20 protein-coding genes, 1 tRNA gene and 1 pseudogene are annotated in these 24,161 nt (G+C 58.9%); 18 read left to right on the plus strand and 4 right to left on the minus strand.

Annotated features, from left to right (window positions below; all coding sequences use genetic code 11):
* Positions 1-640: 640 nt before the first annotated feature.
* From CLV45_RS08890 to CLV45_RS08900, 3 genes are all read left to right on the plus strand, one after another.
* Entirely contained in the window at positions 641-3,376 is a 2,736-nt protein-coding gene (locus tag CLV45_RS08890; RefSeq protein ID WP_262496877.1) for a DNA gyrase/topoisomerase IV subunit A, read from the plus strand.
* A gap of 111 nt (positions 3,377-3,487) precedes the next feature.
* Positions 3,488-4,339: a tetratricopeptide repeat protein gene (locus CLV45_RS08895; protein WP_100336005.1), complete on the plus strand. Its 852-nt coding sequence runs from the start codon at positions 3,488-3,490 to the stop codon at positions 4,337-4,339.
* Between the two features lie 62 nt (positions 4,340-4,401).
* Positions 4,402-5,526, plus strand: coding sequence for a tetratricopeptide repeat protein (locus tag CLV45_RS08900; protein WP_157807383.1), 1,125 nt, complete (start codon positions 4,402-4,404; stop codon positions 5,524-5,526).
* A gap of 279 nt (positions 5,527-5,805) precedes the next feature.
* Here the strand turns inward: CLV45_RS08900 and CLV45_RS08905 are convergent, their stop codons facing one another.
* A complete protein-coding gene (locus CLV45_RS08905) occupies positions 5,806-6,516 on the minus strand; it encodes a flavin reductase family protein (protein ID WP_100336007.1) in 711 nt (236 codons plus the stop codon).
* Between the two features lie 377 nt (positions 6,517-6,893).
* On the opposite strand from CLV45_RS08905, the gene thrS reads away from it, so the two are divergent.
* The 4 genes and pseudogenes from thrS (at position 6,894) to rplT (ending at position 10,577) form a co-directional block, all read left to right on the plus strand.
* The gene (gene thrS / locus CLV45_RS08910) at positions 6,894-8,834 is read left to right on the plus strand and encodes a threonine--tRNA ligase (protein WP_100336008.1); all 1,941 of its coding nucleotides are present in this window, start codon (positions 6,894-6,896) and stop codon (positions 8,832-8,834) included.
* Positions 8,835-9,208: 374 nt separating this feature from the next.
* Positions 9,209-9,766: pseudogene (infC, locus tag CLV45_RS08915) on the plus strand (translation initiation factor IF-3); the annotation flags it as partial.
* 124 nt (positions 9,767-9,890) lie between these two features.
* The gene (gene rpmI, locus CLV45_RS08920; RefSeq protein WP_100336010.1) at positions 9,891-10,085 is read left to right on the plus strand and encodes a 50S ribosomal protein L35; all 195 of its coding nucleotides are present in this window, start codon (positions 9,891-9,893) and stop codon (positions 10,083-10,085) included.
* Positions 10,086-10,232: 147 nt separating this feature from the next.
* Positions 10,233-10,577 (plus strand): 50S ribosomal protein L20, encoded by a 345-nt coding sequence (rplT, locus tag CLV45_RS08925; RefSeq protein WP_100336011.1) that lies wholly within the window; start codon positions 10,233-10,235, stop codon positions 10,575-10,577.
* 102 nt (positions 10,578-10,679) lie between these two features.
* On the opposite strand, the gene CLV45_RS08930 is transcribed toward rplT, so the two are convergent.
* The gene (locus CLV45_RS08930) at positions 10,680-11,225 is read right to left on the minus strand and encodes a GNAT family N-acetyltransferase (protein ID WP_100336012.1); all 546 of its coding nucleotides are present in this window, start codon (positions 11,223-11,225) and stop codon (positions 10,680-10,682) included.
* Positions 11,226-11,868: 643 nt separating this feature from the next.
* Between CLV45_RS08930 and CLV45_RS08940 the strand changes: the two genes are divergently transcribed.
* Positions 11,869-12,291: an ASCH domain-containing protein gene (locus tag CLV45_RS08940; RefSeq protein ID WP_100336014.1), complete on the plus strand. Its 423-nt coding sequence runs from the start codon at positions 11,869-11,871 to the stop codon at positions 12,289-12,291.
* 54 nt (positions 12,292-12,345) lie between these two features.
* On the opposite strand, the gene CLV45_RS08945 is transcribed toward CLV45_RS08940, so the two are convergent.
* Positions 12,346-12,419 (minus strand) — tRNA-Met (locus tag CLV45_RS08945).
* 137 nt (positions 12,420-12,556) lie between these two features.
* Between CLV45_RS08945 and CLV45_RS08950 the strand changes: the two genes are divergently transcribed.
* The 10 genes from CLV45_RS08950 to CLV45_RS08995 all read left to right on the plus strand — a co-directional run bounded on the left by CLV45_RS08950 (position 12,557) and on the right by CLV45_RS08995 (position 23,344).
* Complete coding sequence (locus tag CLV45_RS08950; RefSeq protein ID WP_100336015.1) at positions 12,557-12,970, plus strand: START-like domain-containing protein; 414 nt, start codon at positions 12,557-12,559, stop codon at positions 12,968-12,970.
* Positions 12,971-13,080: 110 nt separating this feature from the next.
* Positions 13,081-14,517 carry an LptF/LptG family permease gene (locus CLV45_RS08955; protein ID WP_100336016.1) on the plus strand — a complete coding sequence of 479 codons (1,437 nt, stop codon included), beginning with the start codon at positions 13,081-13,083 and terminating at the stop codon, positions 14,515-14,517.
* Between the two features lie 342 nt (positions 14,518-14,859).
* Positions 14,860-15,135 carry a 30S ribosomal protein S15 gene (rpsO, locus tag CLV45_RS08960; RefSeq protein ID WP_100336017.1) on the plus strand — a complete coding sequence of 92 codons (276 nt, stop codon included), beginning with the start codon at positions 14,860-14,862 and terminating at the stop codon, positions 15,133-15,135.
* A 195-nt stretch (positions 15,136-15,330) separates the two neighbouring features.
* Positions 15,331-17,496, plus strand: a complete 2,166-nt coding sequence (gene pnp, locus CLV45_RS08965) for a polyribonucleotide nucleotidyltransferase (RefSeq protein WP_100336018.1) — start codon at positions 15,331-15,333, stop codon at positions 17,494-17,496.
* Positions 17,497-17,616: 120 nt separating this feature from the next.
* The gene (locus CLV45_RS08970; protein ID WP_073111364.1) at positions 17,617-18,480 is read left to right on the plus strand and encodes a sigma-70 family RNA polymerase sigma factor; all 864 of its coding nucleotides are present in this window, start codon (positions 17,617-17,619) and stop codon (positions 18,478-18,480) included.
* Between the two features lie 279 nt (positions 18,481-18,759).
* Positions 18,760-19,704, plus strand: coding sequence for a thioredoxin-disulfide reductase (trxB, locus tag CLV45_RS08975; RefSeq protein WP_100336019.1), 945 nt, complete (start codon positions 18,760-18,762; stop codon positions 19,702-19,704).
* A gap of 137 nt (positions 19,705-19,841) precedes the next feature.
* Entirely contained in the window at positions 19,842-20,942 is a 1,101-nt protein-coding gene (locus tag CLV45_RS25540) for a M23 family metallopeptidase (RefSeq protein WP_317045097.1), read from the plus strand.
* Between the two features lie 234 nt (positions 20,943-21,176).
* Positions 21,177-21,896 carry a bacillithiol biosynthesis deacetylase BshB1 gene (gene bshB1, locus CLV45_RS08985; RefSeq protein ID WP_100336020.1) on the plus strand — a complete coding sequence of 240 codons (720 nt, stop codon included), beginning with the start codon at positions 21,177-21,179 and terminating at the stop codon, positions 21,894-21,896.
* Positions 21,897-21,975: 79 nt separating this feature from the next.
* Positions 21,976-22,497, plus strand: coding sequence for a hypothetical protein (locus tag CLV45_RS08990; RefSeq protein WP_157807384.1), 522 nt, complete (start codon positions 21,976-21,978; stop codon positions 22,495-22,497).
* A gap of 175 nt (positions 22,498-22,672) precedes the next feature.
* Positions 22,673-23,344 carry a hypothetical protein gene (locus CLV45_RS08995; RefSeq protein ID WP_157807385.1) on the plus strand — a complete coding sequence of 224 codons (672 nt, stop codon included), beginning with the start codon at positions 22,673-22,675 and terminating at the stop codon, positions 23,342-23,344.
* 45 nt (positions 23,345-23,389) lie between these two features.
* Here the strand turns inward: CLV45_RS08995 and CLV45_RS09000 are convergent, their stop codons facing one another.
* Positions 23,390-24,046: a helix-turn-helix domain-containing protein gene (locus CLV45_RS09000; RefSeq protein WP_100336023.1), complete on the minus strand. Its 657-nt coding sequence runs from the start codon at positions 24,044-24,046 to the stop codon at positions 23,390-23,392.
* Between the last annotated feature and the right edge of the window lie 115 nt (positions 24,047-24,161).

Here is a 24,161-nt window from a genome sequence, read left to right on the forward strand (position 1 = left end):
AGCAGTCCTGACCCGACCAGGAAAAGGTGCCGGGTTAGGAAAATAGGTTTTTGTTGATGCTAAAATGATTGGCGCGGAAACTAGCCTTTCTTCAGCGTAGGCGCCCGAATAGCTTTGCTCTTGACCAGTAAAAAGTTGCTGCCAGACTTGCGCTTGGCTAATATAATTAGGAACTTTATGGCGCTGCTCGGCATTAGAAATATTGCGTTCTGCGCAGCTAACGGTACTTTTGATATTCCGGGTTTCCGCCGGGGCCGCTCGGGGCGCTGCTGCTTTTCTTCGTAGCGTTTCTCCTGCCGGCCCGCGGGGGCCCTTCCCAGTGTTGCCCGCACCTTTTCGGAGGCCGGGTTTGTTAAGCGAAAAGCCTTCCGGTTTTGCGGCCGGAAGAGAGGTACAAGAACATTAACCGTGGCAAGCGCCACACCCCACCGTGTCAGAAGAGAAGAACCCCCAAGACCCCAATTCCGAAGAGCAGCCCAACCTGTTTGGCGCCGGCGACTCCTTTGAGTTTGGGTCCGCCCCGGGCCAGCCCGGGGACGCCGCCGAGCCCGAGGCGCCCGAATTCGTCGTCAGTGAAACCGGCGAGCTGCTGCTGGCCGAGTCTTCCGACGACGTGCAGGCCATAATCGAGCCCACGCCCGTGACCGAGGAAACCGAGGAGGAGCCCAAGTTTGCCCCCGGCGAAACCATTCACGACGTGGCCACCGTGGCCGGCATGTACCAGAACTGGTTTCTGGACTATGCCTCCTACGTGATTCTGGAGCGGGCCGTGCCCGCCATTGAGGACGGCCTCAAGCCCGTGCAGCGCCGCATTCTGCACGCCATGAAGGAAATGGACGACGGCCGCTTCAACAAAGTGGCCAACGTCATCGGCCAGACCATGCAGTACCACCCCCACGGTGACGCCAGCATTGGGGATGCCATGGTGAACCTGGGTCAGAAGGATCTGCTGATTGAAACCCAGGGCAACTGGGGCGACATCCGCACCGGCGACGGCGCAGCGGCCCCGCGTTACATCGAAGCCCGCCTGAGCAAGTTTGCCCTCGACGTCGTCTTCAACCCCGACATCACCGAGTGGCAGATGAGCTACGACGGCCGCAAGCGCGAGCCGACTACACTGCCCGTGAAGTTTCCGCTGCTGCTGGCCCAGGGCGTGGAAGGCATTGCCGTGGGCTTGAGCACCAAGATTATGCCCCACAACTTCCGCGAGTTGTGCAAGGCCTCTATCGACGTGCTCCGGGGCCGGGACATTCAGCTGTTCCCCGACTTCCCGACCGGCGGCCTCTGCGACGTAACCAACTACAACGGGGGCTTGCGCGGGGCCAAAATCCGCTTGCGCGCCACCATCGAGAAGGTCGACAAGACCATGCTCGTCATCCGCGACATTCCCTACGGCACCACCACCACGGCGCTGATGGAAAGCATCGTGAAGGCCTCGGAAGCCAACAAAATCAAGATCAAGAAGGTGGTCGACAACACGGCCGCCGAGGTGGAAATCCAGGTCCACCTGCCCACCGGCGTGAGTCCCGACCTCACGATGGACGCCCTGTACGCCTTTACCGACTGCGAAATCTCCATCTCGCCCAACACCTGCGTGATTATCGAGGATAAGCCGCGGTTTGTGGGCGTGGAAGATATGCTGCGCCTGAGCACTGGTAAAACGGTGCGCCTGCTGGAGCGGGAGCTGGAAATTCGCCAGGATGAGCTCCAGGAAAAGTGGCATTCGGCGTCGCTGGAGAAGATTTTCATCGAAAACCGCATCTATCGCAAAATCGAGGAGTGCGAAACCTGGCAGGACATTCTCGACACGATTGAGAAGGGCCTGAGCAAGTTTGTACGCGTGGAAGGCTCCAAGGCCAAGGCCGACGACCAGCGCATCGTGCTGCGCCGCCCCATCACCGAGGACGACCTGACCCGCCTGACCGAAATCCGCATCAAGCGCATTTCCAAGTTCGACGGCTTCAAGGCCGACGAGTACATTCAGAAGCTGGAAACCGAGCTGGCCGAGGTGGCCGACAACCTGGCCCACCTTACCCGCTACGCCATTGCCTACTTCGAGGGCCTGCTCAAGAAGTACGGCGCGGGCCGGGAGCGGAAAACCCAGCTGCGCACCTTCGACGTGGTAACGGCCCAGAAAGTAGCCGTGGCCAACCAGAAGCTCTACGTCAACCGCCAGGATGGTTTCGTGGGCTACGGCCTCAAGAAGGACGAATTCGTGTGCGACTGCTCCGACTTGGACGACATCATTGCCATCAAGCGCGACGGCACGTTCATGGTCGTCAAGATTGCCGAGAAGACCTTCGTGGGCAAGGACATTCTGCACGTGGGCGTCTACAACAAGAACGACGACCGGCTGGTCTACAACATGATTTACCTGGACGGCGCCTCGGGCATCAGCTTCGCTAAGCGCTTCCTGGTTACGGGCATCACCCGCGACAAAACCTACGACCTGACCAAAGCCACGAAAGGCTCCAAGACGCTGTACCTGACGGCCAACCCCAACTCGGAGTCGGAAATCGTGAGCATTCAGCTCTCCGATAAAGCCCCGGCCCGGGTCAAGCAGTTCGACTTCGACTTTGCCGAGCTGGCCATCAAGGGCAAGGGCTCCATGGGCAACATCGTGACCAAGCAGCCCATCAAGAAAATCACGCAGAAAAGCCTCGGCGACTCCACGCTGGGTGGCCGGGAGGTCTTCTTCGATTCGGTGGTGGGCCGCCTCAACACCGCCGGCCACGGCCGCTACCTGGGCACCTTCGACACCGATAACACGGTGCTGGTGGTCTACAAGGACGGAACGTACGAGCTCAAGTCGCCCGACCCGGCCTACCACTTCGATGTACCCAACATCGTGCTGCTGCGCAAGCTCGAGCCCAACACCGTGCTCAGCGCCGTGTACGCCGAAGGCGAAACCAAGACGCACTATATCAAGCGCTTCAAGATTGAAACCAGCACCCTGGAGAAGCGCTTTACCTTTATTTCCGAAACCAAAGGCTCCAAGCTGCTCTGCGCCACCTGCTTCGGCGAGCCCCAGGTGGAAATCAAGCTGCAGCGCGACAAAAAAGCCGACAAGGAAACCGAAAAGCTGCACCTGCACGAGTTTATCGACGTGAAAGGCTGGAAAGCTATGGGCAACAAGCTCAACTACTTCAAGATTCACGCCGTGACGCTCGTCACCGACGAAGGCCCCGAGCCCGAGCGTCGGCAGGTAGCCAAGAAGAAGGGCCCGGCCACGATTCCGCGCCCGGCTTCCGGCGGAAGCGGGGAGGAGAGTGGTCCGCTGCCCGAAATGTCGGGGCCGGTGGACGTGACCAGTGAAGACGTGGAGCGGGCCCAGGCCATTCTGCGGCGGCCCAAAGCCCAGCTGGGCTTGTTCTAAAGCAAAAGTGCCCCGGTTGCGAAGTCGGGGCACTTTTTTGTGTTCTGGTCAAATCAACCCAAATTCGGCAGCCCAAGCCCGGGCTGCCGTTGTTCGTTTCCCCTTTTTGCAATGCCCGCGCACCCGGTTTGTTACGTTCCCAAGTGGCTGCTGCTTTTGCTGCTCCTGACGGCCGGCGTGCTGCTGCCGGGCCGCCGGGCCGTGGCCCAGCCCAGCGCGGCCACCCTCAGCCGCCTGCTGGCGGAGGCCCGGGAGCTGCAGAAGCAGTATAAGGAGTCGGAAGCCCTGGCCAAGTACGAGCAGGTGCTCAAGCAGGCGCCCGGCAACTACGAGGCCCTTTGGCAGGCCGCCGTACTGAGCGTGCACATCGGGACCCGCTACACCGACGAAACCCGGAAGGCTGCCTACTTTGCCGCCGCCCGCCTGTATTCCACCCGCTCGTTGGTAGTCAAGCCGGAGGGCGCGGAGTCGAACTACGCCGAAGCCCTGGCCCTAGTCAACCAGGCTACCCTGCTCAACGCCCGGGGGCGACTGGTGGCGTACAAGGAAATGAAGCCCTACGTATTCAAAGCCGTGGAAAAGGCGCCCAACTGGGCCGATGCCTGGCAGCTGCTGGGCCGTTGGCACTACCGCGTCGACCATTACAACCCGCTGGAAAAGTTCTACAGCCAGTTTTTCCTGGGCGGTATGCCCGGCAGCGCCAGCACGCCCAAGGCCATTGAGGCCCTGGGCAAAGCCCACGAGCTGGAGCCCAAGAAGATTCAGTTCTGCTACGACTTAGCCCGCGTGCACATCAACCAGGGCCAGCGCACCCGGGCCAGCAACGTGCTGCAGGAGGCGGCCCAGCTTACGCCCATCACCAGTGAGGAGCTCGAAATGAGCCGCCGTTGCCGGGTGATGCTGATTCAGCTCAACAAGAAAATGCTTAAGCAGCTCCACCAAAAGGTCAAAAAGACGCTCTAGGCGCCGGCCACTAGCCGTCACCGCGTATCTTTGCCCCAGTGCCGAATTTCTTTGTCCCCGCCGTGCGTGTTCTTCGTCTCTTTCTGGGTGTAGCTGCCAGCGCGGTGCTGTTGGGCGCCTGCGAGAGTGCCCCGGCCAGCCGTTCCGAAACCATGGTCAACCTGGCTACGGTGCAGAGCGGCCCCCAGATTCAGGCCCAGGAGCTCGAGGGGGCCATTGCCCGCCAGCCCCGCAATGCCTCTCTCTACGCCCGCCGCGCGGCCTTCCGCCTCGACGCGGGCCAGGTAGACGCCGCCCTGCAGGATATCGACCAGGCCATTGACCTCGACGACGCGCCCGGCGAATTCTACTTTACCAAAGCCCGGGGCCTGCGGGCCCAAAACCGGCTGACCGCCACGTTGGCCGCGGCCCAGGAAGCTTCCCGCCGCGGCTTTTCCTCGCCCGAGCTCAACCTGCTCGTGGGCGAAACCCAGCTGGCCTCCCGCCACTACCAGGACGCCATCGACCAGCTCGACCGTACCCTGCAGCAGGAGCCCGACCACGCCGGGGCCCTGTTCTACAAGGGCGTGGCTTATCTGGCTCTCGCCGATACCGTGCAGGCCCTGCAATTTCTGCGCGCCAGCATTGCCCGCGACCCGCGTCAGCCCGAAACCCTGCACCAGCTGGCGTTTCTGTCGAATGCCTACCGCCTGCCGGCCGAGGCCGTGGTCTATACCCGGAGGGGCCTGAAGCTGGCACCCGCCTACGGCTTGCTCTGGTACGACCACGGCCGGCAGTTTGAACTGCAAAGTCAGCCCGATAGCGCCCTACGCTGTTACGCGCGGGCTATTCAGCTCGACACTACTCTCTACCGCGCCGACTACCGTCTGGCCCTGGCGGCCTTTAAGCAACGGCAGTACGCCACGGCCATTCCGCACCTGCAGCGGGCCGTGCGCCGGGCCCCGCGCCTGCCGGATGCCCGCCAGATGCTGGCTGAGAGCTTCGAAAGCCTGGGCCGCAACGCCGATGCCCTGGCTCAGTACCGGCAGCTCGTGGTAGAAAATCCCGGTAACCGCCACTGGACTTTTAAAGTGTGGAAAGCCGGCGAAAAAGCCCGGCAGCTGCGCGCCGATACCTTTTACCGCCGCCGGGCCGTGGAGCCCATTGCGCCCATGCCCCAGCGCTTCACGCCTTCCCTGACCAATTAGGCGCAGGGGCTGACTATCAGCGGCGCCAACTAACCGAGGCGGCTCTTGCTTTAAACCTTTGCGGCCGGCCAAGCCCGTCAGCAGCCAACGCCGGGCTTTTTTAGTGCTCCAGCGGAATTGGGCAGTGGTCTACTACGGCATGAGAAGCGGGTAGGCTGTCGATTTGCGTAGCCGGGTCCGGTTGCTTTAGCGCCCCGGTCGCCTTTTCGGCGGGGCGGCAGCCAGTTAGCAAAATAATGCTTCCTGTCAGCAGTAGCCCAGTTGCTAGTACGGCCCGCATTACCGGGCTCCGGCTTGCTGCCACAGCCCCGGCTTTTGAGGGTCGGTGGACTGCCGGGCCCGGTCCACGTCGGGGCTGCGGTAAAGGGCCTCCGGAATTTGCGCCAGCGTCGACTCGTGGACCCGCGGCCCCAAGCCATAAAAGTGCTGAAAGCTCATCAGCAAAGGCCGCCACTTGTCCGGGTCTACCCGGTTGGAGTGGCCCACTAGTAGGATAGACTCCTCCACGTGAACCCGCTGAATGCGCAGCTCGAGACTCAGGAGCCGACCCCGAACGGTTGGGTCTTCTTCTCCGATGCCGTGCGTGGCTGCCACTACGGCTTCCAACTGCACCGGGCATTCCAGCACCCGCGGTGGCGCCACGGTTTCGGAGGCCATCGGCGTCAGACCGGCCAGCTCGAACTTCTCGCGCTCGGTGCGGTAGCCTTTCTGCTGCTTGCCCACCGGCACCGGGTCCGAGCCCGTGGTAAGGGCCAGGCGGTTGACGGCTCCGACCAAGTCTACCGAGGGTAAATTGAGCACGCACTGGCCCATGCGGAGCAGATTCTGGGTAGTTTGGGAAGTGGCCGACAGGCCGATTACGGCCCGCCACCCCAGCCAGAATATGGAGGACATCGGAGCTAGGTTAACGGTGCCGTCTTCGTTGGTGGTGCTGATAAGCACGACGGGCGTGCCGAAATACAGAATAGCGGGTTCACAGCGCTGGTGCATGGGTAAAAGAAGGCTTGTGAGAATTGAAAAGGGACTTTGCGGTCACAAACTTCTGCCGTAACCCAGCCCATTTCAACCCGAATCTTGCGGACTTAGTCTAGGGTGAAGGCCTGGCCTACCTGGATTTAGCACCCACTGTCCTGCGCTTGGCGGCGCTCAGGCTAGGGAAACCGGCCGCTGGCGTCAACCAAGTGCGGGTGGGCGCAAAGCTCGGTGTCACAGATCTTAGCGTTCCGGGAACTCCTTATTGTTGGGACGAATAGCCATCAACCTTGCTGGTCCGAATCGGGCCAATTCTATCCTTGTCCGCTGAAAACCGCCTTAAGCTGCTAACTTGCGGGCTAACGCTGTTTGTATAGCTACTTTATTTCCCACTCATGATTGACATCACGCTTCCCGACGGCTCGGTCCGCCAGTTTGAGGCCGGCGCAACTGGCTACGACGTGGCCGCCAGCATCAGCGAAGGTCTGGCCCGCAACGCCTTGGCCGTCCGCGTAAACGGGGAGGTTCGCGACCTGAACCGCCCCATCGACCACAGTGCCAAGCTCGAAATCCTGACCTGGAACGACACCGACGGCAAGTCCACGTTCTGGCATTCCTCGGCTCACTTGCTGGCCGAAGCCCTCGAGGCCCTGTACCCCGGCGTTAAGCTTGGCATCGGGCCCAGCATCGAAAACGGCTTCTACTACGACATCGACCTGGGCGAAGGCCGCACGATTTCGACGGACAACTTCCCCGAAATCGAGAAGAAGATGCTGGAGCTGGCCAAAAACAAGAGCCGCTACGAGCGCCGCGAAGTGAGCAAGGCGGACGCCATTGCCTACTTCACCGAAAAGGCCGACCCCTACAAGCTCGACTTGCTGGAGCGCCTCGACGACGGCAGCATCACCTTCTACCAGCAGGGCGACTTCACCGACCTCTGCCGCGGCCCGCACATTCCCGATACTTCGCCCATCAAGGCCGTGAAGCTGCTCAACGTGGCCGGAGCCTACTGGCGCGGCGACGAGAAGAACAAGCAGCTCACCCGCATCTACGGCATCACTTTCCCGAAGGCCAAGGAGCTCACCGAGTACCTTGAGAAGCTGGAGGAAGCCAAGCGCCGGGACCACCGCAAGTTGGGCAAGGAGCTGGAGCTGTTTGCCTTCTCCGAAAAAGTTGGTGCCGGTCTGCCGCTGTGGCTGCCCAAAGGCACTGCCCTGCGCGAGCGGCTCGAGCAGTTTATGCGCAAGGCCCAGATCAAGTCGGGCTACCTGCCCGTGGTAACGCCCCACATCGGCTCCAAGGAGCTGTACGTAACCTCGGGCCACTATGAGAAGTACGGCGCCGACTCGTTCCAGCCCATCAAGACCCCGAACCCGGGGGAGGAGTTCTTCCTCAAGCCGATGAACTGCCCCCACCACTGCGAAATCTACAAGACCAAGCCCCGCTCATACCGCGACCTGCCGATTCGCCTCGCCGAGTTCGGCACGGTGTACCGCTACGAGCAAAGCGGCGAGCTGCACGGCCTGACGCGGGTGCGCGGCTTCACCCAGGACGACGCCCACATCTTCTGCCGCCCGGATCAAGTAAAGGAAGAGTTTATCAAGGTTATTGACTTGGTACTCTATGTTTTCCGTTCGTTGGGCTTCGAAGATTATACGGCTCAGATTTCCCTGCGCGACCCGGAAAATAAGGCTAAGTATATCGGCTCCGATGAAAACTGGCACTTGGCCGAAACCGCCATTCAGGAAGCCGCCGCCGAGAAAGGCCTGCCCACGGTAACGGAGTACGGCGAAGCCGCGTTCTATGGCCCGAAGCTCGACTTTATGGTGCGCGACGCGCTGGGCCGTAAGTGGCAGCTCGGCACCATTCAGGTCGACTACAACCTGCCCGAGCGGTTCGAACTGGAGTACGTGGCCCCCGATAACTCCCGCCAGCGCCCCGTGATGCTGCACCGCGCCCCGTTCGGCTCGCTGGAGCGTTTCGTGGCCGTGCTCATCGAGCACTGTGCCGGCAACTTCCCGCTCTGGCTCTCGCCCGAGCAGTTTGCCGTGCTGCCCATTTCGGAAAAGTACCAGGACTACGCCCAACAGGTGTACGACAAGCTGGTGCAGGCCGAATTGCGCGGCTCCCTGGACAACCGCGACGAGAAAATCGGCCGCAAAATCCGGGATGCGGAAATTTCCAAGGTTCCCTACATGCTGATTGTAGGGGAGAAGGAGCAGGAAAATGGTATTGTTTCGGTGCGCAAGCACGGCGAAGGCGACATCGGCAGCGTGCCCCTCGACTCCTTCATCCGCAGCTTCCAGGAGCAGGTTGCCGAAATGACGGCTGTTTAATGTGCTAATGCGGCTGAATGGGAGAAATCACCCATTCGAATAGTAGCACACCAGTTGGCTAATAGATTTAAGAAAAGCCCTGCTACCTATTGGCGGCAGGGCTTTTTTTTAGCTATAAGGTAAATTATATAGTTGGTTGTCAAAGCAATGAAGTCTTCTTGGATGTTGCTGTTACGGTCTTCTTTGCTCTGTTTTTTACATTTTCCACCTTAGCACATAAGCACATTAACCACACATTAGCACATTAAAATATTGAGCGTTTGGAAAAAAAGGCGGATATTCGCCCGCTGATTGAACCCACAATGCTCCGGCAATGGTTGAGTTCAACCAGTCTAAAAGTTAATTAGCTCACCTTTCAGAAGGAGGACCAACCCATAGCAACCCCAAACCGCCGCTACATTCCCCGCGCTCAGGTCGAGGAGCCGTTCAAAATCAACCAGAAGATTACGGCTCGGGAAGTACGCCTGGTCGGCGAAAACGTCGAGCAAGGCATTTATTCTATTGAGCAGGCCCGTCGCATGGCCCAGGAGCAGAACCTCGACCTGGTCGAGATTTCGCCCACGGCCGTGCCCCCGGTGTGCCGCGTTATCGACTACTCGAAATTTAAGTACGAGCAGAAGAAGCGCACCCGCGAAATGAAGGCCAAGGCTACGAAAGTAGTCCTGAAGGAAATTCGTTTCGGACCCAACACCGACGACCACGACTTTGCTTTCAAGCTCAAGCACGCCCAGGAATTCCTCAAGGAAGGCGCCAAAATTAAGGCGTACGTTCACTTCGTGGGTCGTTCTATCGTCTTCAAGGAGCGGGGCGAAATCCTGCTGCTCAAATTTGCCCAGGCTCTGGAAGACCTGGCCAAGGTCGAGCAGCTGCCCAAGCTCGAAGGCAAGCGCATGTTCCTGTACCTGGCTCCCAAAGTAGCGCCGACGCCCGCCAAGGCCAAGCCCGCGGCTCCAGCCGCGAAAGAAGGAGCTCCGGCTCCCAAAGAAGCGCAGCCCAAGGAACAGGAGTAAGCTCTGGCCTCAATCCGCATTTTCTTTTTTCTCAATTCATACCACAATGCCGAAAGTAAAGACGAAATCCGGTGCTAAGAAGCGTTTTACGCTCACCGGCTCGGGCAAGGTGAAGCGGAAGCACGCCTTCAAAAGCCACATCCTGACCAAGAAGTCGACCAAGCAGAAGCGTAATCTGACGCACGTAACGCTGGTTAGCTCCGCGGACATGAACCGCGTGAAGGACATGCTGGTTATCTGATTTGTTGAAAGCTGATTGTTGATTGTCAGTGGCTTATCCATTAACAATCAACAATTAACCAACAACAATCACCCAATTTTCAAACCCGGCGTCCGGTCTCGAAGACTTCACTTGTATAGTCACCGGCCGCCAAAAACAAAGTAGGTTATGCCAAGAAGTGTAAACCACGTGGCCTCGCGCCACCGCCGTAAGAAAGTAATGCGTCTGGCGAAAGGCTATTTCGGCCGTCGCAAGAACGTATGGACCGTAGCCAAGAACGCCGTTGAGAAAGGTCTTCTCTACGCCTACCGCGACCGGAAAACCAAGAAGCGCGAGTTCCGCGCCCTCTGGATTCAGCGTATCAACGCTGGCGCCCGCGAGCATGGTCTGTCGTATTCGCAGTTGATGGGCGGCCTGAAGAAGGCTGGCATCGAGCTGAACCGCAAGGTTCTGGCCGACCTCGCCCTCAACCACCCCGCTGCTTTCAAAGGCATTGTGGACAAGATCAAGTAAATAACCCCGCCTGGTTCGCCAGAATGGTTATTCACTAAAAAAGCCCTCAACTAGCAATGGTTGAGGGCTTTTTATTGGCCCAGCGCGAGGTTTGAAGGCTGACTACTGCGGGCGGGACAGTACGATGATGGGCTTGCCTTTGTAAGTGGTTTCAGCAATGGGCTGGTAGCCGTGCTTGGCCGCCACCCGCAGGGAAGGCGCGTTGTCCGGGTCGATAATGCACACGGTACGGGAGCAGGTGAAATGCTCCTCACCCCAGGCCAGCGCGGCCGCAACGGCTTCGGTAGCATAGCCGCGCCCGTGAACGGCCGGATCCAGCACCCAGCCGATTTCGGGTTCTCCCTTCAAAGAAGGCTCCAGAGCCCGGTGCCAGTCGCCGAAGCCCACCGCCCCGATATAGCGAGCGGTGGCGGTTTCCTCTACGGCCCAGTAACCAAATCCAAGCAAGGACCAGTGCCCGTTGTAGCGCAGTATCTTGATCCAGACATCTTCTTCTGGCTGGGGCTGCCCGCCGAGAAAGGCGTAAAACTCAGGCTTCTGGAATATAGAGGTAAACGCTGGCAGATCCGTAAAGCGGTGTTCGCGCAGTACTAAGCGTGAGGTAGATAATACGGGAATAGGAGCTGCCAGAGGGTATGAACTGAGCATGGGGGAAGAAATACAGGGTTTCAGGGCAAAAGTAACTAAGTGCCCGTCCAGAAAAAGCGCTTCTTGAGTTAGAAAAGATTGATTTAGTTTGTGCTTGGGATAATTATATATTCGCCAATTGCACTTAAATCATTCAAACTTTAAATAATGCTATTATATTCCGTAAATGCTTGAATATTTGCTGATTGAAGCCTAATTTTGTATATGATCTAATCAGTAAACAAACTTATTATGTACAAAACTCTACTTCTCGTTTTTTGGCTGATACTCGGCACTCTTCCATGGGCTTCAGCGGCCGTCCTGACTTCGGCAACTCCGGCGGACCGCTCCTGGGTACAGCCGCTTTTTAAGCGGGCACCCAAGGACAAGACCCGTTCGGGCCGCTACATTCACCGGCCCAACTACAAGCGCTACAAGGGTCCGGGTAACCCCAACCGGGGCATCCTGGCTTTATTCAGCTAAGCCGGCACCAATTGACAAGGAAGGCCTGTGGCAAGCGCTACGGTCCTTTCTTATAGCCGATACTTTGCGGTTGACAGCTAGGCCTATTAGGTCTGCATTGGTTATAAGCTACTAGCTTCGCTTTTCTCAGAGTATGCCCGCTAATAGTTCTGCCATTCGCCCAATCTCCTTTAATGCCGCAATGCTGGCGGCAGTTCGTGCCACCCGCAAAACCGTTACGCGGCGGCGCATTGTGGCTTTTTCGGACCTAAACGAGCATCCCGAGCACTTCCGGTTTCTGGGCCTGCACCACGACCGGGCTCTGTTTGAGCCTACTAGCCCCGGTACTCACCCCCGGGCCGTAGAGCCGGTGGTTTGTCCCTTTGGCCACCCCGGCACCCGGCTGCAGGTACTGGAAGACCCCGAAATTATGCTGGAAGTGCTGAGCGTGCGGGCCGAGCAGGTGCAGCAGATTACCGAAGCCGGCGCCCAGGCGGAGGGAGTTATTGCGGAAAGGGGAGAATCGGCCAGGCAAGCGTTTTGCGCGCTTATCACGTCAATTTACCCCTTGGTCTGGGTCCGGAATGAGTGGGTCTGGGTGGTGGAGTTCCGGCGGGTGCAGTAGCAGGCCGTGGGCCTAAAAAAGAAAAGGCCTCCCTGCAAGAGGAAGGCCTTTATGTAGCGGGGACGAGAGTTGAACTCGTGACCTCAGGGTTATGAATCCTGTGCTCTAACCAACTGAGCTACCCCGCCCTGTTTTGGTGGTGCAAAGGTAATGACAAGATTTCGATAGGCGCAAGTCCTGTGTAAAAAAAAAGCCGTGTATATTGGCTCAGCCCATGGTGCCTCCACCGCGGGTTCTCTCCTTTTTCTCCCGTTTTGTTTTGCTTATGCCGCTTTCCGCTACTCGTTCCAAACACCGTTTTACGGTCGAATTACCCGTAAACGCTTCGCCCAAAATCCTTTACCCGTACCTGGCTTCGGCCTCGGGTTTGTCGCAATGGTTTTGCCAGGATGTGCGCATTGATGAAGATCACCGCTACAATTTTATCTGGGACAACCAGTCGCATTTTGCCGAGATGAATTCCCACCGCACCAACCGCTCGGTGCGCTACGTTTTCCTCGACCACAACAAGCGCCACACCCCCGACGCCAACTATCTGGATTTTAGCCTGGAAGAGTCGCAGCTAACCCAGGAAGTGTACCTGCGCGTGATTGACTACTCGGAAGAAACCGACGACGTGGAGCTGCAGGAAATGTGGGAAAGCCTGATTCTGAAGCTGCGCGAACTGGTAGGGGGCTGAAACCCGAAAAATAAACTTGGGGGAGCAAGAGCAAAACGGGCCGTATCTTCGTTTGTCTTTTGCTCCCCCGCGGCGCCCGCACAGAGTGGGCGGGCAGGGGAGAGCCTGTCATGAAAAAACTCGATAAACTGATTCTCCGGGCCTTTGCCGGGCCCTTTCTGCTCACTTTCGCCGTGGTGCAGTTCATCCTGCTCATGGTGACCCTGCTCAAGTACATGGACGACTTGATCGGGAAAGACCTGGGCTGGCAGGTAATTACCAAGCTGATCATGATGTTCAGCGTGATTACCATTCCCACGGCCCTGCCGCTGGCCGTGCTCTTGTCGTCCTTGATGACCTACGGTAATTTGGGCGAGCACCACGAGCTGACGGCCATTAAGAGCTCGGGTATTTCGCTGCTGCGCATTCTGCGGCCAGTCATGATTTTGAGCGTGGTCCTGGCCGGCTTGGCTTTCTGGTTCAACAACCGCATTGTGCCCAGCGCCAACCTGGAAACTTTCAGCCTACTCTGGGACGTGCGCCAGCAAAAACTGGCCCTCGATATCCGCGAAGGGGTATTTTACAACGGTTTACCCGGCATCACGATTAAAGTCAATAAAAAGGAAGGCGAGAACGGCGACCGGCTCAAAGGCGTTATGATCTACGACCACCGCAACGGCCAAGGTAACGCCACCGTTATTCTAGCCGACTCCGGCCGCATGTTTACCCGCTTCAACGGTGGCTACCTAAGCCTGGAGTTGTTTCACGGCCGCACCTACATTGAGCAACCCGACGCCCGCGACCGGGCCGGGGCATCTTTCTACCGTCAGGCTTTCGACCGTAACCTGATTACGTTTTCCCTGTCTTCGTTTAATCTGAGCCTGACGGACAAGAAGCTGTTCGCGGAAAACAAGATGATGAAGAATATTCCCCAGCTGCAGCAATTCACCGACTCGCTGCATAACAAGCTGGTAGTTGAGCGGCAGCAGTTTCCGCGGCAACTCAACCCGTATTACGTGTACCTGCGCCTGGATACGACTGGGCAGGCTTTGCGCCAGCGGGTCGAAAACTGGCAGGTGCCCACTACGAAGTTGCCTGTAGTCAATACCAACCTGCTGGATCAGGCCGAAAACCGGGTGCGCAACCTGCGTACCTACGTGGGCAGCTCCTCCGAGCACATGAGTAATCTGGCCAAGGAAGCCGGTAACTTCCGCATCGAAATCTACAAAAAGTATACCCAGTCGGTGGCCGTGCTGCTCATGTTTTTGATAGGGGCGCCGCTCGGGGCCATCATCAAAAAAGGCGGTTTGGGCGTGCCAGTGCTGATTTCCATTGTCTTTTTCATCGTCTATTACGTCTTGTCCATCATCGGCGAGAAGTACGCCCGCGAAGGTGTGATGCCCGTGGCCTCGGGCGTCTGGATGGCTACCGTGCTGCTGCTGCCCGTGGGCCTGTTCTTCCTCAACCAGGCCCGCCGCGACTCCGGTCTACTCGAAACCGACATCTTCGGCCGCCTCTTCCGCAAAATCAAGCTGCCCCTGCGCGGCTACAAGAAAGCGGCTTCTTAGTAATGTTAATGTGCTGATGTGTTGGAATGTGCTGATGTGCTAATCAGCTGTCCTTGCGAGGCGCAGCCGTGGCCATCTGCCCTCTGCGCAGGCATAGCCTTTTCCCCAAAAAGCCCTTTCCTACGTGCGTAGGAAAGGGCTTTTCACTTTAGAAGATTGGGCGCATTTCAGCGGACGGATGGCTTCGCGCTGCTCGCCATGGCACATTCCCCACATTTAGTACATTCCTCACATTCTCCATTAGCACATTCAACATAAAACCCCTACCTTTGCGGCCACCCCGAGGTGCGGGGTGACTTTTCTTTTCATATTTAATCCAAGACGGGGAAAACCTATCTGCCGATGAAACTCACTACCGAAATTAAGCAGGAAATCTTCGCGAAGAACAGCCTGACCAAGACTGCAACCGACACGGGTTCGGCTGAATCGCAAATTGCCCTGTTTACGCACCGCATCATTCACCTGACCGAGCACCTGAAGGTGAACAAGAAGGACTTCTCGACCCGTCTGGGCCTGCTGAAGCTCGTGGGTAAGCGTCGCCGCCTGCTGGACTACCTGCAGCACCGCGAAATCAACCGCTACCGCGCAATCATTAAAGAGCTGGGTATCCGCAAGTAACCTCGCCCGCCTGGAGCAGGGAGCCTTTTTACGAAGGTTCCCTGCTCTTTTTTTGGCCTAGCTGGTAACGAATCGGTGCCAGCGGGTTGTTGCCCTTACGATTCGCGCTTACCCCAGAGCAAAACCAGGTCCGATGCCGGACTTTGTTTTTCCAGGCTGCTCGCCCGCTGTCGCTTTTTCAAGCAAACTGAGAAGATGCCCAATTACACCGCTATTACCAAAAGCATTACCCTGCCCGATGGTCGGCAGATTTCCATCGAAACCGGCAAGCTGGCCAAATTCGCGGATGGTGCCGTAGTCGTGCGCCTCGGCGACGCGATGCTGCTGGCTACCGTCGTGTCGCAGCCCAGCGCCCGTGGCGACGTGGATTTTCTGCCGTTGTCGGTTGATTACCAAGAAAAGTTCGGCGGCGCCGGCAACATTCCCGGCTCGTTCCAGCGCCGCGAAGGCCGCCTGTCGGACTACGAGATTCTGGTCTGCCGCATCGTGGACCGCATCCTGCGCCCGATGTTCCCCAAGGACTATCACTACGAGGTGCAGGTAATGATTACCCTGATTTCGGCCGATAAGACCGTGCAGCCCGACGCGCTGGCCGCCCTGGCCGCCTCGGCTGCCCTCTCGATTTCGGATATTCCCTTCGCCGGCCCCATTTCGGAGGTTCGCGTGGCCCGCATCGACGGCAAGCTGCAGATCAACCCTTTGACGGCCGACATTGCCCGCGCCGACATCGACCTGATTGTAGGTGCCACCGCCGATTCGGTAGCCATGGTGGAAGGTGAGATGAACGAAGTGAGCGAGGAAGAAATGGTGGAAGCCATTGCCTACGCCCACGAAGCCATCAAGGAGCAGGTGCGCGTGCAGCAGGAATTGGCCGCTGAAGTTGCCAAATCCCACGTGAAGCGTGAGTATCCCAAGTACGAGGAAAACGACGAGCTGAAGCAGCGCATCATCCAGGAGGTGTACCAGCAGGCCTACGAAGTAGCCAAGTCGGGCAACACCAGCAAAGCCGGCCGCAAGGAAGGCTTTGGCGCTATCAAAAAGTCGCTGACCGAAAAGCTGCTGGAAGAGCAGCCCGAGCTGGACATGAAAATGTTCGGCCGCTACTACGCCTCGGCTGAAAAGAAAGCCATCCGCGACATGATGATTAAGGAGCGCACCCGCCTCGACGGCCGCGCCCTGACCCAGATTCGCCCCATCTGGAGCGAGGTGAACTACCTGCCCGGTGCTCACGGCTCGGCCCTGTTTACCCGCGGTGAAACCCAGTCGCTGACCACGGTAGCCCTGGGCACCAAGCTCGATGAGCAGATCATCGACACGGCCATGACCTCGGGCTACAGCAAATTCATGCTGCACTATAACTTCCCGGCCTTCTCGACCGGTGAGGTGAAGCCCAACCGCGGCCCCGGCCGCCGCGAAATCGGCCACGGCAACCTGGCCCTGCGCTCCTTGAAGAAGGTAATGCCTTCCGACGACGAGAACCCCTACACCGTACGCATCGTGTCGGACATCCTGGAGTCGAATGGCTCTAGCTCGATGGCCACGGTTTGCGCCGGCTCGATGGCGCTGATGGACGCTGGTATTCCCGTGCGCGCCGCCGTTTCGGGTATTGCCATGGGCCTCGTGCAGGACAAGGAAACCGGCGAATACGCCGTGCTGTCCGACATCCTGGGTGACGAGGACCACCTCGGCGACATGGACTTCAAAGTAACCGGCACCGAGAAAGGTATCGTGGCTTGCCAGATGGACATCAAAATCCAGGGCCTGAGCAACGAAATCATGACGGCCGCCCTGCACCAGGCCCGCGAAGGCCGCCTGCACATCCTGGGTGAGATGGCCAAGACCATCAGCCAGCCTGCCGCCGAGCTGAAGCCCCACACGCCCCGCTCGCACAAGATGCTGATTGACAAAGAGTACATCGGCGCCGTAATCGGGCCCGGTGGCAAAGTCATCCAGCAGATCCAGAAGGACACCAACGCCACGGTTATCATCGAGGAGAAGGACGAGAAAGGCCACGTGAGCATCTACGCTTCCAACCAGGAAGACATGGAAGCCGCCATCGGCCGCATCCGCGCCATTGCCGCGACGCCCGAGGTGGGCGAAACCTACAAGGGCAAGGTGCGCAGCATTCAGCCCTACGGCGCCTTCGTGGAAATCATGCCGGGCAAAGATGGCCTGTTGCACATTTCCGAGGTGTCGCACGAGCGGCTGGCCACGCTGGAAGGCGTGCTGGAAGTAGGCCAGGAAATCGACGTGAAGCTGTTGGACATCGACAAGAAAACGGGTAAATACCGTCTCTCGCGCAAGGTGTTACTACCTAAGCCCGAGCGTGCTGCCAGCAGCAACGGCGAAGCGCAAGCCTAACCATTTTCCTGCTGTAGAACTTTCGCGGGTACCGGCATGTTGGTCACAATCAGCCGGTACCCGTAGAAAGGGTACAACGATGTTTAACATTTTCAGAAATACTCTACTTCCGCGCCCGCAATGAGACAGCTAAAGATCAGCAAGCAAATCACCAACCGCGAAAGCCAGTCGCTGGACAAATACCTCCAGGAGATTGGTAAGGTGGATTTGCTAACCCCCGACGAGGAGGTAACGCTGGCGCAACGCATACGAGAAGGCGACCAGCAAGCGCTGGAAAAGCTGACCAAAGCCAACCTGCGCTTCGTGGTGTCGGTGGCCAAACAATACCAGAACCAGGGCTTGTCCTTGGGCGACTTGATCAACGAGGGCAACCTGGGCTTGATCAAAGCGGCCAAGCGCTTCGACGAAACCCGGGGCTTTAAATTCATTTCCTACGCCGTATGGTGGATTCGCCAGTCGATTCTGCAGGCCCTGGCCGAGCAGTCCCGCATCGTGCGCTTGCCCCTGAACCGCGTAGGTTCGCTGAATAAGATTTCCAAGTCGTTTTCCGAGCTGGAGCAGAAATTCGAGCGCGAGCCCTCGCCCGAAGAAATTGCCGAAGTCCTGGAGCTCACGACCTCTGAAGTTGTGGATACGCTCAAGATTTCGGGCCGTCACGTGTCGGTAGATGCTCCCTTCGTGCAAGGTGAGGAGAACCGCCTGCTCGACGTGCTGGAAAACGAAGACGAGGAGTCGCCCGATACCGGCCTGATGAACGACTCGCTCCGCAAGGAAGTGCAGCGCGCCCTGAGCACGCTCACCAAGCGCGAAGCCGACGTGATTACCCTGTATTTCGGCCTCAACGGCGAGCATTCCCTGACCCTGGAAGAGATTGGCGAGAAGTTCAACCTGACCCGCGAGCGGGTGCGCCAGATCAAGGAAAAAGCCATTCGCCGCCTGCGCCACACCTCGCGCAGCAAGGCCCTGAAGCCCTACCTGGGATAAGTTTTTTACTTATCCGCCCAGAAAAACCCCAACCCAACGTTGGGGTTTTTCTTTGGGGGTAAGTCAACTACGCCGGAAAAGTACAGTCCGGTCCCGCTATGATGATGCCGCTCGTCCCGGCTCCTGACGTTCTGGTTGGTCTTGCCAACCCCAGCTCTGCCGTTTCGGCATACCCGGGGTTATGGCTCAGTTTAGGCTATACCAACCAATGTTGGCCCCCGGCGGTTGAAAAGCCGCGGGAAGCTTACTTTTGCAGTTCAAATTGCCATTCCTACTCTCATGGACAATACCACGGAGCACGTTAAGTGTCTCATTATCGGTTCGGGGCCCGCGGGCTACACGGCCGCTATATATGCCGCCCGAGCCAATATGGCGCCCGTTATGTACCAGGGCTTGCAGCCCGGCGGCCAGCTGACGATTACCAACGACGTTGAAAACTTCCCCGGCTACCCCGACGGCGTGATGGGTCCGGAAATGATGGAAGACCTCAAGAAGCAGGCCGCCCGCTTCGGTACCGATATCCGCTATGGGCTGGCCACGGCCGTTGACTTCTCGGGCCACCCGCACCGGGTAACCATCGACGAAAACAAGCAGATTACGGCCGATGCCGTCATCATTGCCACCGGAGCCTCGGCCAAGTGGCTGGGTCTGGAGTCGGAGGCACGGCTGAACGGGTCGGGCGTGTCGGCCTGCGCCGTGTGCGACGGGTTCTTCTACCGCGGCAAGGACGTGGCTATTGTGGGGGCCGGCGACACGGCTGCCGAGGAAGCGACCTACCTGGCCAACCTCTGCAATAAGGTGTACATGCTGGTGCGGAAAGGGGAGATGCGGGCTTCGAAGATCATGCAGAAGCGCGTGCTCGACAACCCCAAGATTGAGGTGCTCTTCGATACGGCTACCGACGAGATTCTGGGGCAGTTTGCCGTGGAAGGCGTGCGGGTGAAAAACCTGCTCACGCACGAAACGCGGGAGTTGACCGTTGAAGGCTTCTTCGTGGCAATCGGCCACGAGCCCAACTCCAAGATTTTCCAGCCCTACCTGCACCACGACGAGCAGGGCTACCTCAAAACGATTCCCGGCTCGGCCAAAACCAACGTCGACGGCGTCTTTGCCTGCGGCGACGTGCAGGACTTCACCTACCGCCAGGCCGTGACGGCCGCCGGCTCGGGCTGCATGGCCGCCCTGGACGCCGAACGCTACCTGGCCGCGCTGGGAGTACATTAGTGGTGAAATTGTGAAGTTGTGAAATTGTGAGTTCTGGTACTTCTGGCGCCGTGTAGCGTGGAGGAACATTAACTCTCAATTTCACAACTTCACAACTTCACAATTTCACCTTCTATCTTTTGCTCTTGTTGAAATTTGTGAAATACTGGCTGGGGCCGTTGCTGCTGCTCGTGCTGCTGGTGGTGGCGCCGGAGCGGGTGCTGGCTCAGCGCCGGAAAGTACCGGAACCCAAGGCCAAGGCCGGCCCGGCGGGTAAGCGGAAGGACTTCTTCCGGATTAAGTCGCCCAAAATCCGCTACGTGCGGCCCGATACCACGATTCTGATTGAAACCAAGGATTTGCCCGACGACAACTCGGACGAGGCCAAGTCGATTTTCTTCAATCCGGCCAAGAAGCTTTCCATCGTCAGCGAGGACACAACTACGCTCAACGAGGGCGAGCAGCAGATTGTGGAAATGTCGGAGGAGGTCCTCATCGACAGCTCCTGGATTAAGGTGGCCGGCTATTATGCTATCTGGGATACGCGCAACATCAACCCCTACCGGGTGGATGGCCGCCGCATCCGGGATACCCTAAACCTGCGGCTCACCGACCCCAGCAAGCAGCGCTTCGCCAAGATGCCCCTGCGCACGACCCCGCTCACGTCCGACTTCGGCTTCCGTGGCTACCGCTGGCACTACGGCGTGGATCTGGACCTGGAAACGGGCGACTCGGTGCGGGCCGCGTTTGATGGCGTGGTGCGCATTTCGAAGTGGGACGGCGGCGGCTACGGCAACTATCTGCTCGTGCGCCACTACAACGGCGTGGAAACCCTCTACGGCCATTTGAGCAAGGCCCTAGTAGCCCCCGGTACCTTCGTCAAGGCCGGGCAGCTCATTGGGCGCGGGGGCAGCACGGGGCGCAGCACGGGCTCCCACCTGCACTTCGAGGTGCGCTACGAGGGCAACCCCATCGACCCGGAGCGCATGTACGACTTTCCCGACTACAAGCTGCTCAAGGACAACTTCCAGATTACCTCGGCCCTGTTTGACTATTACAGCAAGGCTCTGCGGGCCAAAGCCGCCGCCAAGCAGCGTAGCAGTGCTTCCGCGGCCCGCCGGATAGTTACCCACCGTATCCGCAGCGGCGACACCATTTCGGAAGTAGCCCAGAAGTACGGCGTTTCCCAGGCCCAAATCCGGCGTCTGAACGGCAACGTGAAAACCCTGCGCCCCGGCAAAACCCTGCGGATTAAGTAGGGCAGAAGCTGCCTCTTATCTGTCATCCTGAGCCCTGCGAAGGACCTTCCTCAACTAAGTGAAAAGCCTTCTTCAACGTATAAAGCCCTTTACCGCTCTACTGGTAAAGGGCTTTGTGCATTTAGTAGGCTGCAGTGGGATAGGCGAGCAAGGGCCTTCACAAGCGTATGCCAGATCAAGAATGACAGCCGGATTGCAGTACAGAACAACAACTCACCATCTCACCATTTCCCAATGAAACTCGATATTCTGGCCTTGGGCTCCCATCCTGATGATGTTGAAATGTCGGCCGCCGGTACCTTGCTGGCGGCCGCGGCGATGGGCAAGAAAATCGGCATCGTGGACTTCACCCGCGGGGAGCTGGGCACGCGCGGCACGCCGGCTACCCGGGCCGCCGAAGCCGAGGCCGCCAGCCGGATTCTGGGGCTGAGCGCGCGCGAAAACCTGGGCTTGCCCGACGGCTTCTTCCGCAACGACCGGGAGCACCAGCTGCCGCTCATTGCGGCCCTGCGCCGCTACCAGCCCGACGTGGTGCTCTGCAACGCCATCCACGACCGGCACCCCGACCACGGCCGCGGGGCCCAGCTGGCCTCCGAAGCCTGCTTTCTGAGCGGCCTGCGCATGATTGAAACCTTCGACGCCGACGGGCAGCCCCAGCAGCCCTGGCGCCCCCGCACCGTGTACCACTACATCCAGGACCGCCAGATTGCCCCCGACTTCGTGGTCGACATCTCTGAGTTCTGGCCCGGTAAGTGGGCGTCCATTCAGGCCTATAAAACCCAGTTTTTCGACCCCAACAGCCAGGAGCCCACCACTTACCTTTCCACGCCGGTGTTCAGCCAGTTTATGGAAGCCCGGGCCCGGGAGTTTGGCCACATCATCGGCGTCGAGTTCGGGGAGGGTTTCACCCGGCAGCGGCCCGTGGGCGTGCGCGACATTACGACCCTGATTTAAAGCAGCTGATCTGTAAGCCGTATTAGCTTGTTGGGCAACTGACCGAGCTGAATTTCGACGAATGAAGTCATTAGCAGTCATGCGCAATACGTTGCATCGTACGCTCTGGGGCTACTTGCTTTTGCTGCTGGGCAGCTGTATTTCGGCCTGCACCAGCCATGACCAACGCGAAGCTCTGGAGGGACTATGGAGCATCGATTCCTTTAGAGTCGGGAAGCAGGACGTTACGGACTGTTTGTGGACCAGTCTTATCCATCTGAAGTCTAACGCAGGCTGTACGTTTCCTAAGGATCCTAACGGAGGGCCGTGTGCCGGGCTCTCCAGTGCCGGCAGCGGGGGCTGGACGGTGGATGAGGAGACCAAAAAGCTGACGATTCACGCCAAGCAAAGTCCGCTCTTTGCCGGGGAGTACGACGTTACGTTTATAGATGACACCCTCAAGCGGATGCTGCTGGTCCGGCTGACGAGCCAGAATAGAGTCATTACCTGCCGCAAAGGCCTGTTTGATTATGAGCAGAACCGGCGCCTGATGCAACGAATTGTGAAACCCAGGGACATCGCGCCGGTAAAGCGTCCGGGCTTTTTACAATGGGACAAGTAAGTACACCGGACTTCTACCCAGGACCGGCAGCCAAACAGCCGCCCCGAGCGTGTCGGGGCGGCTGTTTGGCTTCTGGCCGGAGTGGTGTTATTTTCTGGTGCCAATTGCCGAACGAAAGGCCAGCGTTGGGGTGTTGGAGCTGCATCATCAGATATGTGCCTCCCCGTAAGCCGGTATGATAATTCCGCTGCCCTTCAGTCAGTATCTGCGCCCTTTGCGCGGTCTAATAGGAAAATGCCTGGTGGTTTTCGGCATCGGCGCAGCGCATGCCGGCTGGGGGCAAACGCCTGGCAACAGTGTGTGCTGGCAGGAAAACGTGCGCCTCAGGCAGCGCGACTTCACCGCCTCCCCGGAAGCCGGGCCCGAGCCGCTGCTGGCCGCCACGCACGCCGAGGTCCGGGTCTGGTCCTTTACCACGGCCGAGCAGCGGGTGGTCTTCACCGTTACCGTGCGCTTTCTCAAGGACAAATCCTGGTTTGACCCCGGCGGGCAGACCGTGGGCAACTCCACCAGCGTAGTCCGCAATCCGGACCGGCTGCTGGCCCACGAGCAGCTGCACTTCGACATTGCCGAACTCACCGCCCGCCGCATCCGGCAGCGGCACGCCACCTACCAGGCCACCCGGACCACGCAGCCCGCCGACCCTCTGCAAGCCGCCCTGCGCCAGGCCCAGCTTCGGGAAGACATCCAGTGCCTGCTGGAGGATCGGCGCGCCCTGGATGACCTCTACGATGCCGAAACCACCCACGGCCTGCTCCCCGAGCCCCAGCAGCAGTGGCAGCTGCGGGTGCAGCGCGAGCTGCTGGCCCTCCAGCAGTACCGCTCCCGGGAAACTGACTGTATGTAAAGCACAGCGGTAAACCACCAGCGTATAGGCCCTCCGTAAAGCATTTCACCCAGTTACCTCGCTACTCTGCGGGCGGCTGGGTGAAGTGCTTTGCAGGGTAGCCAGGGTGGCCGCCAAAGCAGCGGCTTCGGTTTCCAGGGCGGCAATGCGGGCCTGCAGCAGGTGCCAGCGGGTGACGTCGGCGGCGGGTAGGGGCCGGGCGCGGAAGTGCAGCCAGCTGAGTAGCCAGGCGTGGTGCCGTAGCGCGTCATCATCGGCCGCTACTTCCTCGGTGGTGGGAGCAGGATAGGCCGCCAACAACGCGGGTAGGGCCTGGGCCCACCGCGCCCGGGTTGCAGCTTGTAGGGCGAGCTTATCGGCCTGGTCTTTCAGGCCGGCGGCCTGATACAGGCACACGCGGCGGCGAAAATCAAGCTCGGCGGCCTCGGGGGGCTCAGCGGAATTGGGAACTAGTTCGGTAGGTGGCGGCGGGAGCGGCATCGCCGCCGTTTCGGCCGTGGCCGGAACCGGTGGAGGCAGCTGGGCCAGCAGTAGCAATAGGGGCCCGCTCACCGCCGGGCCGATGCCGACGCGCTGACTCTCCATGCTCTGCACCGTGGCCTTGCTCACGCCCAGGTACAGGGCCAGCTCGTCCTGTTGCAGTCCAAACCAGGTTCTTACCCGAAAAACCAGCGTAGTCCTATTTCGCGCGCGCCGTGCCATAAAGTAATGTTGTCATCTATTTTGTGAAATCTAAAAATAGATGACAACATGCCCAGTGACGTTTGTCATCTATTTTAAAAAAGCTCAAAATAGATGACATACCAAGCAGGTGCAG

This window comes from Hymenobacter chitinivorans DSM 11115, from assembly GCF_002797555.1.
GTDB lineage: Bacteria > Bacteroidota > Bacteroidia > Cytophagales > Hymenobacteraceae > Hymenobacter > Hymenobacter chitinivorans.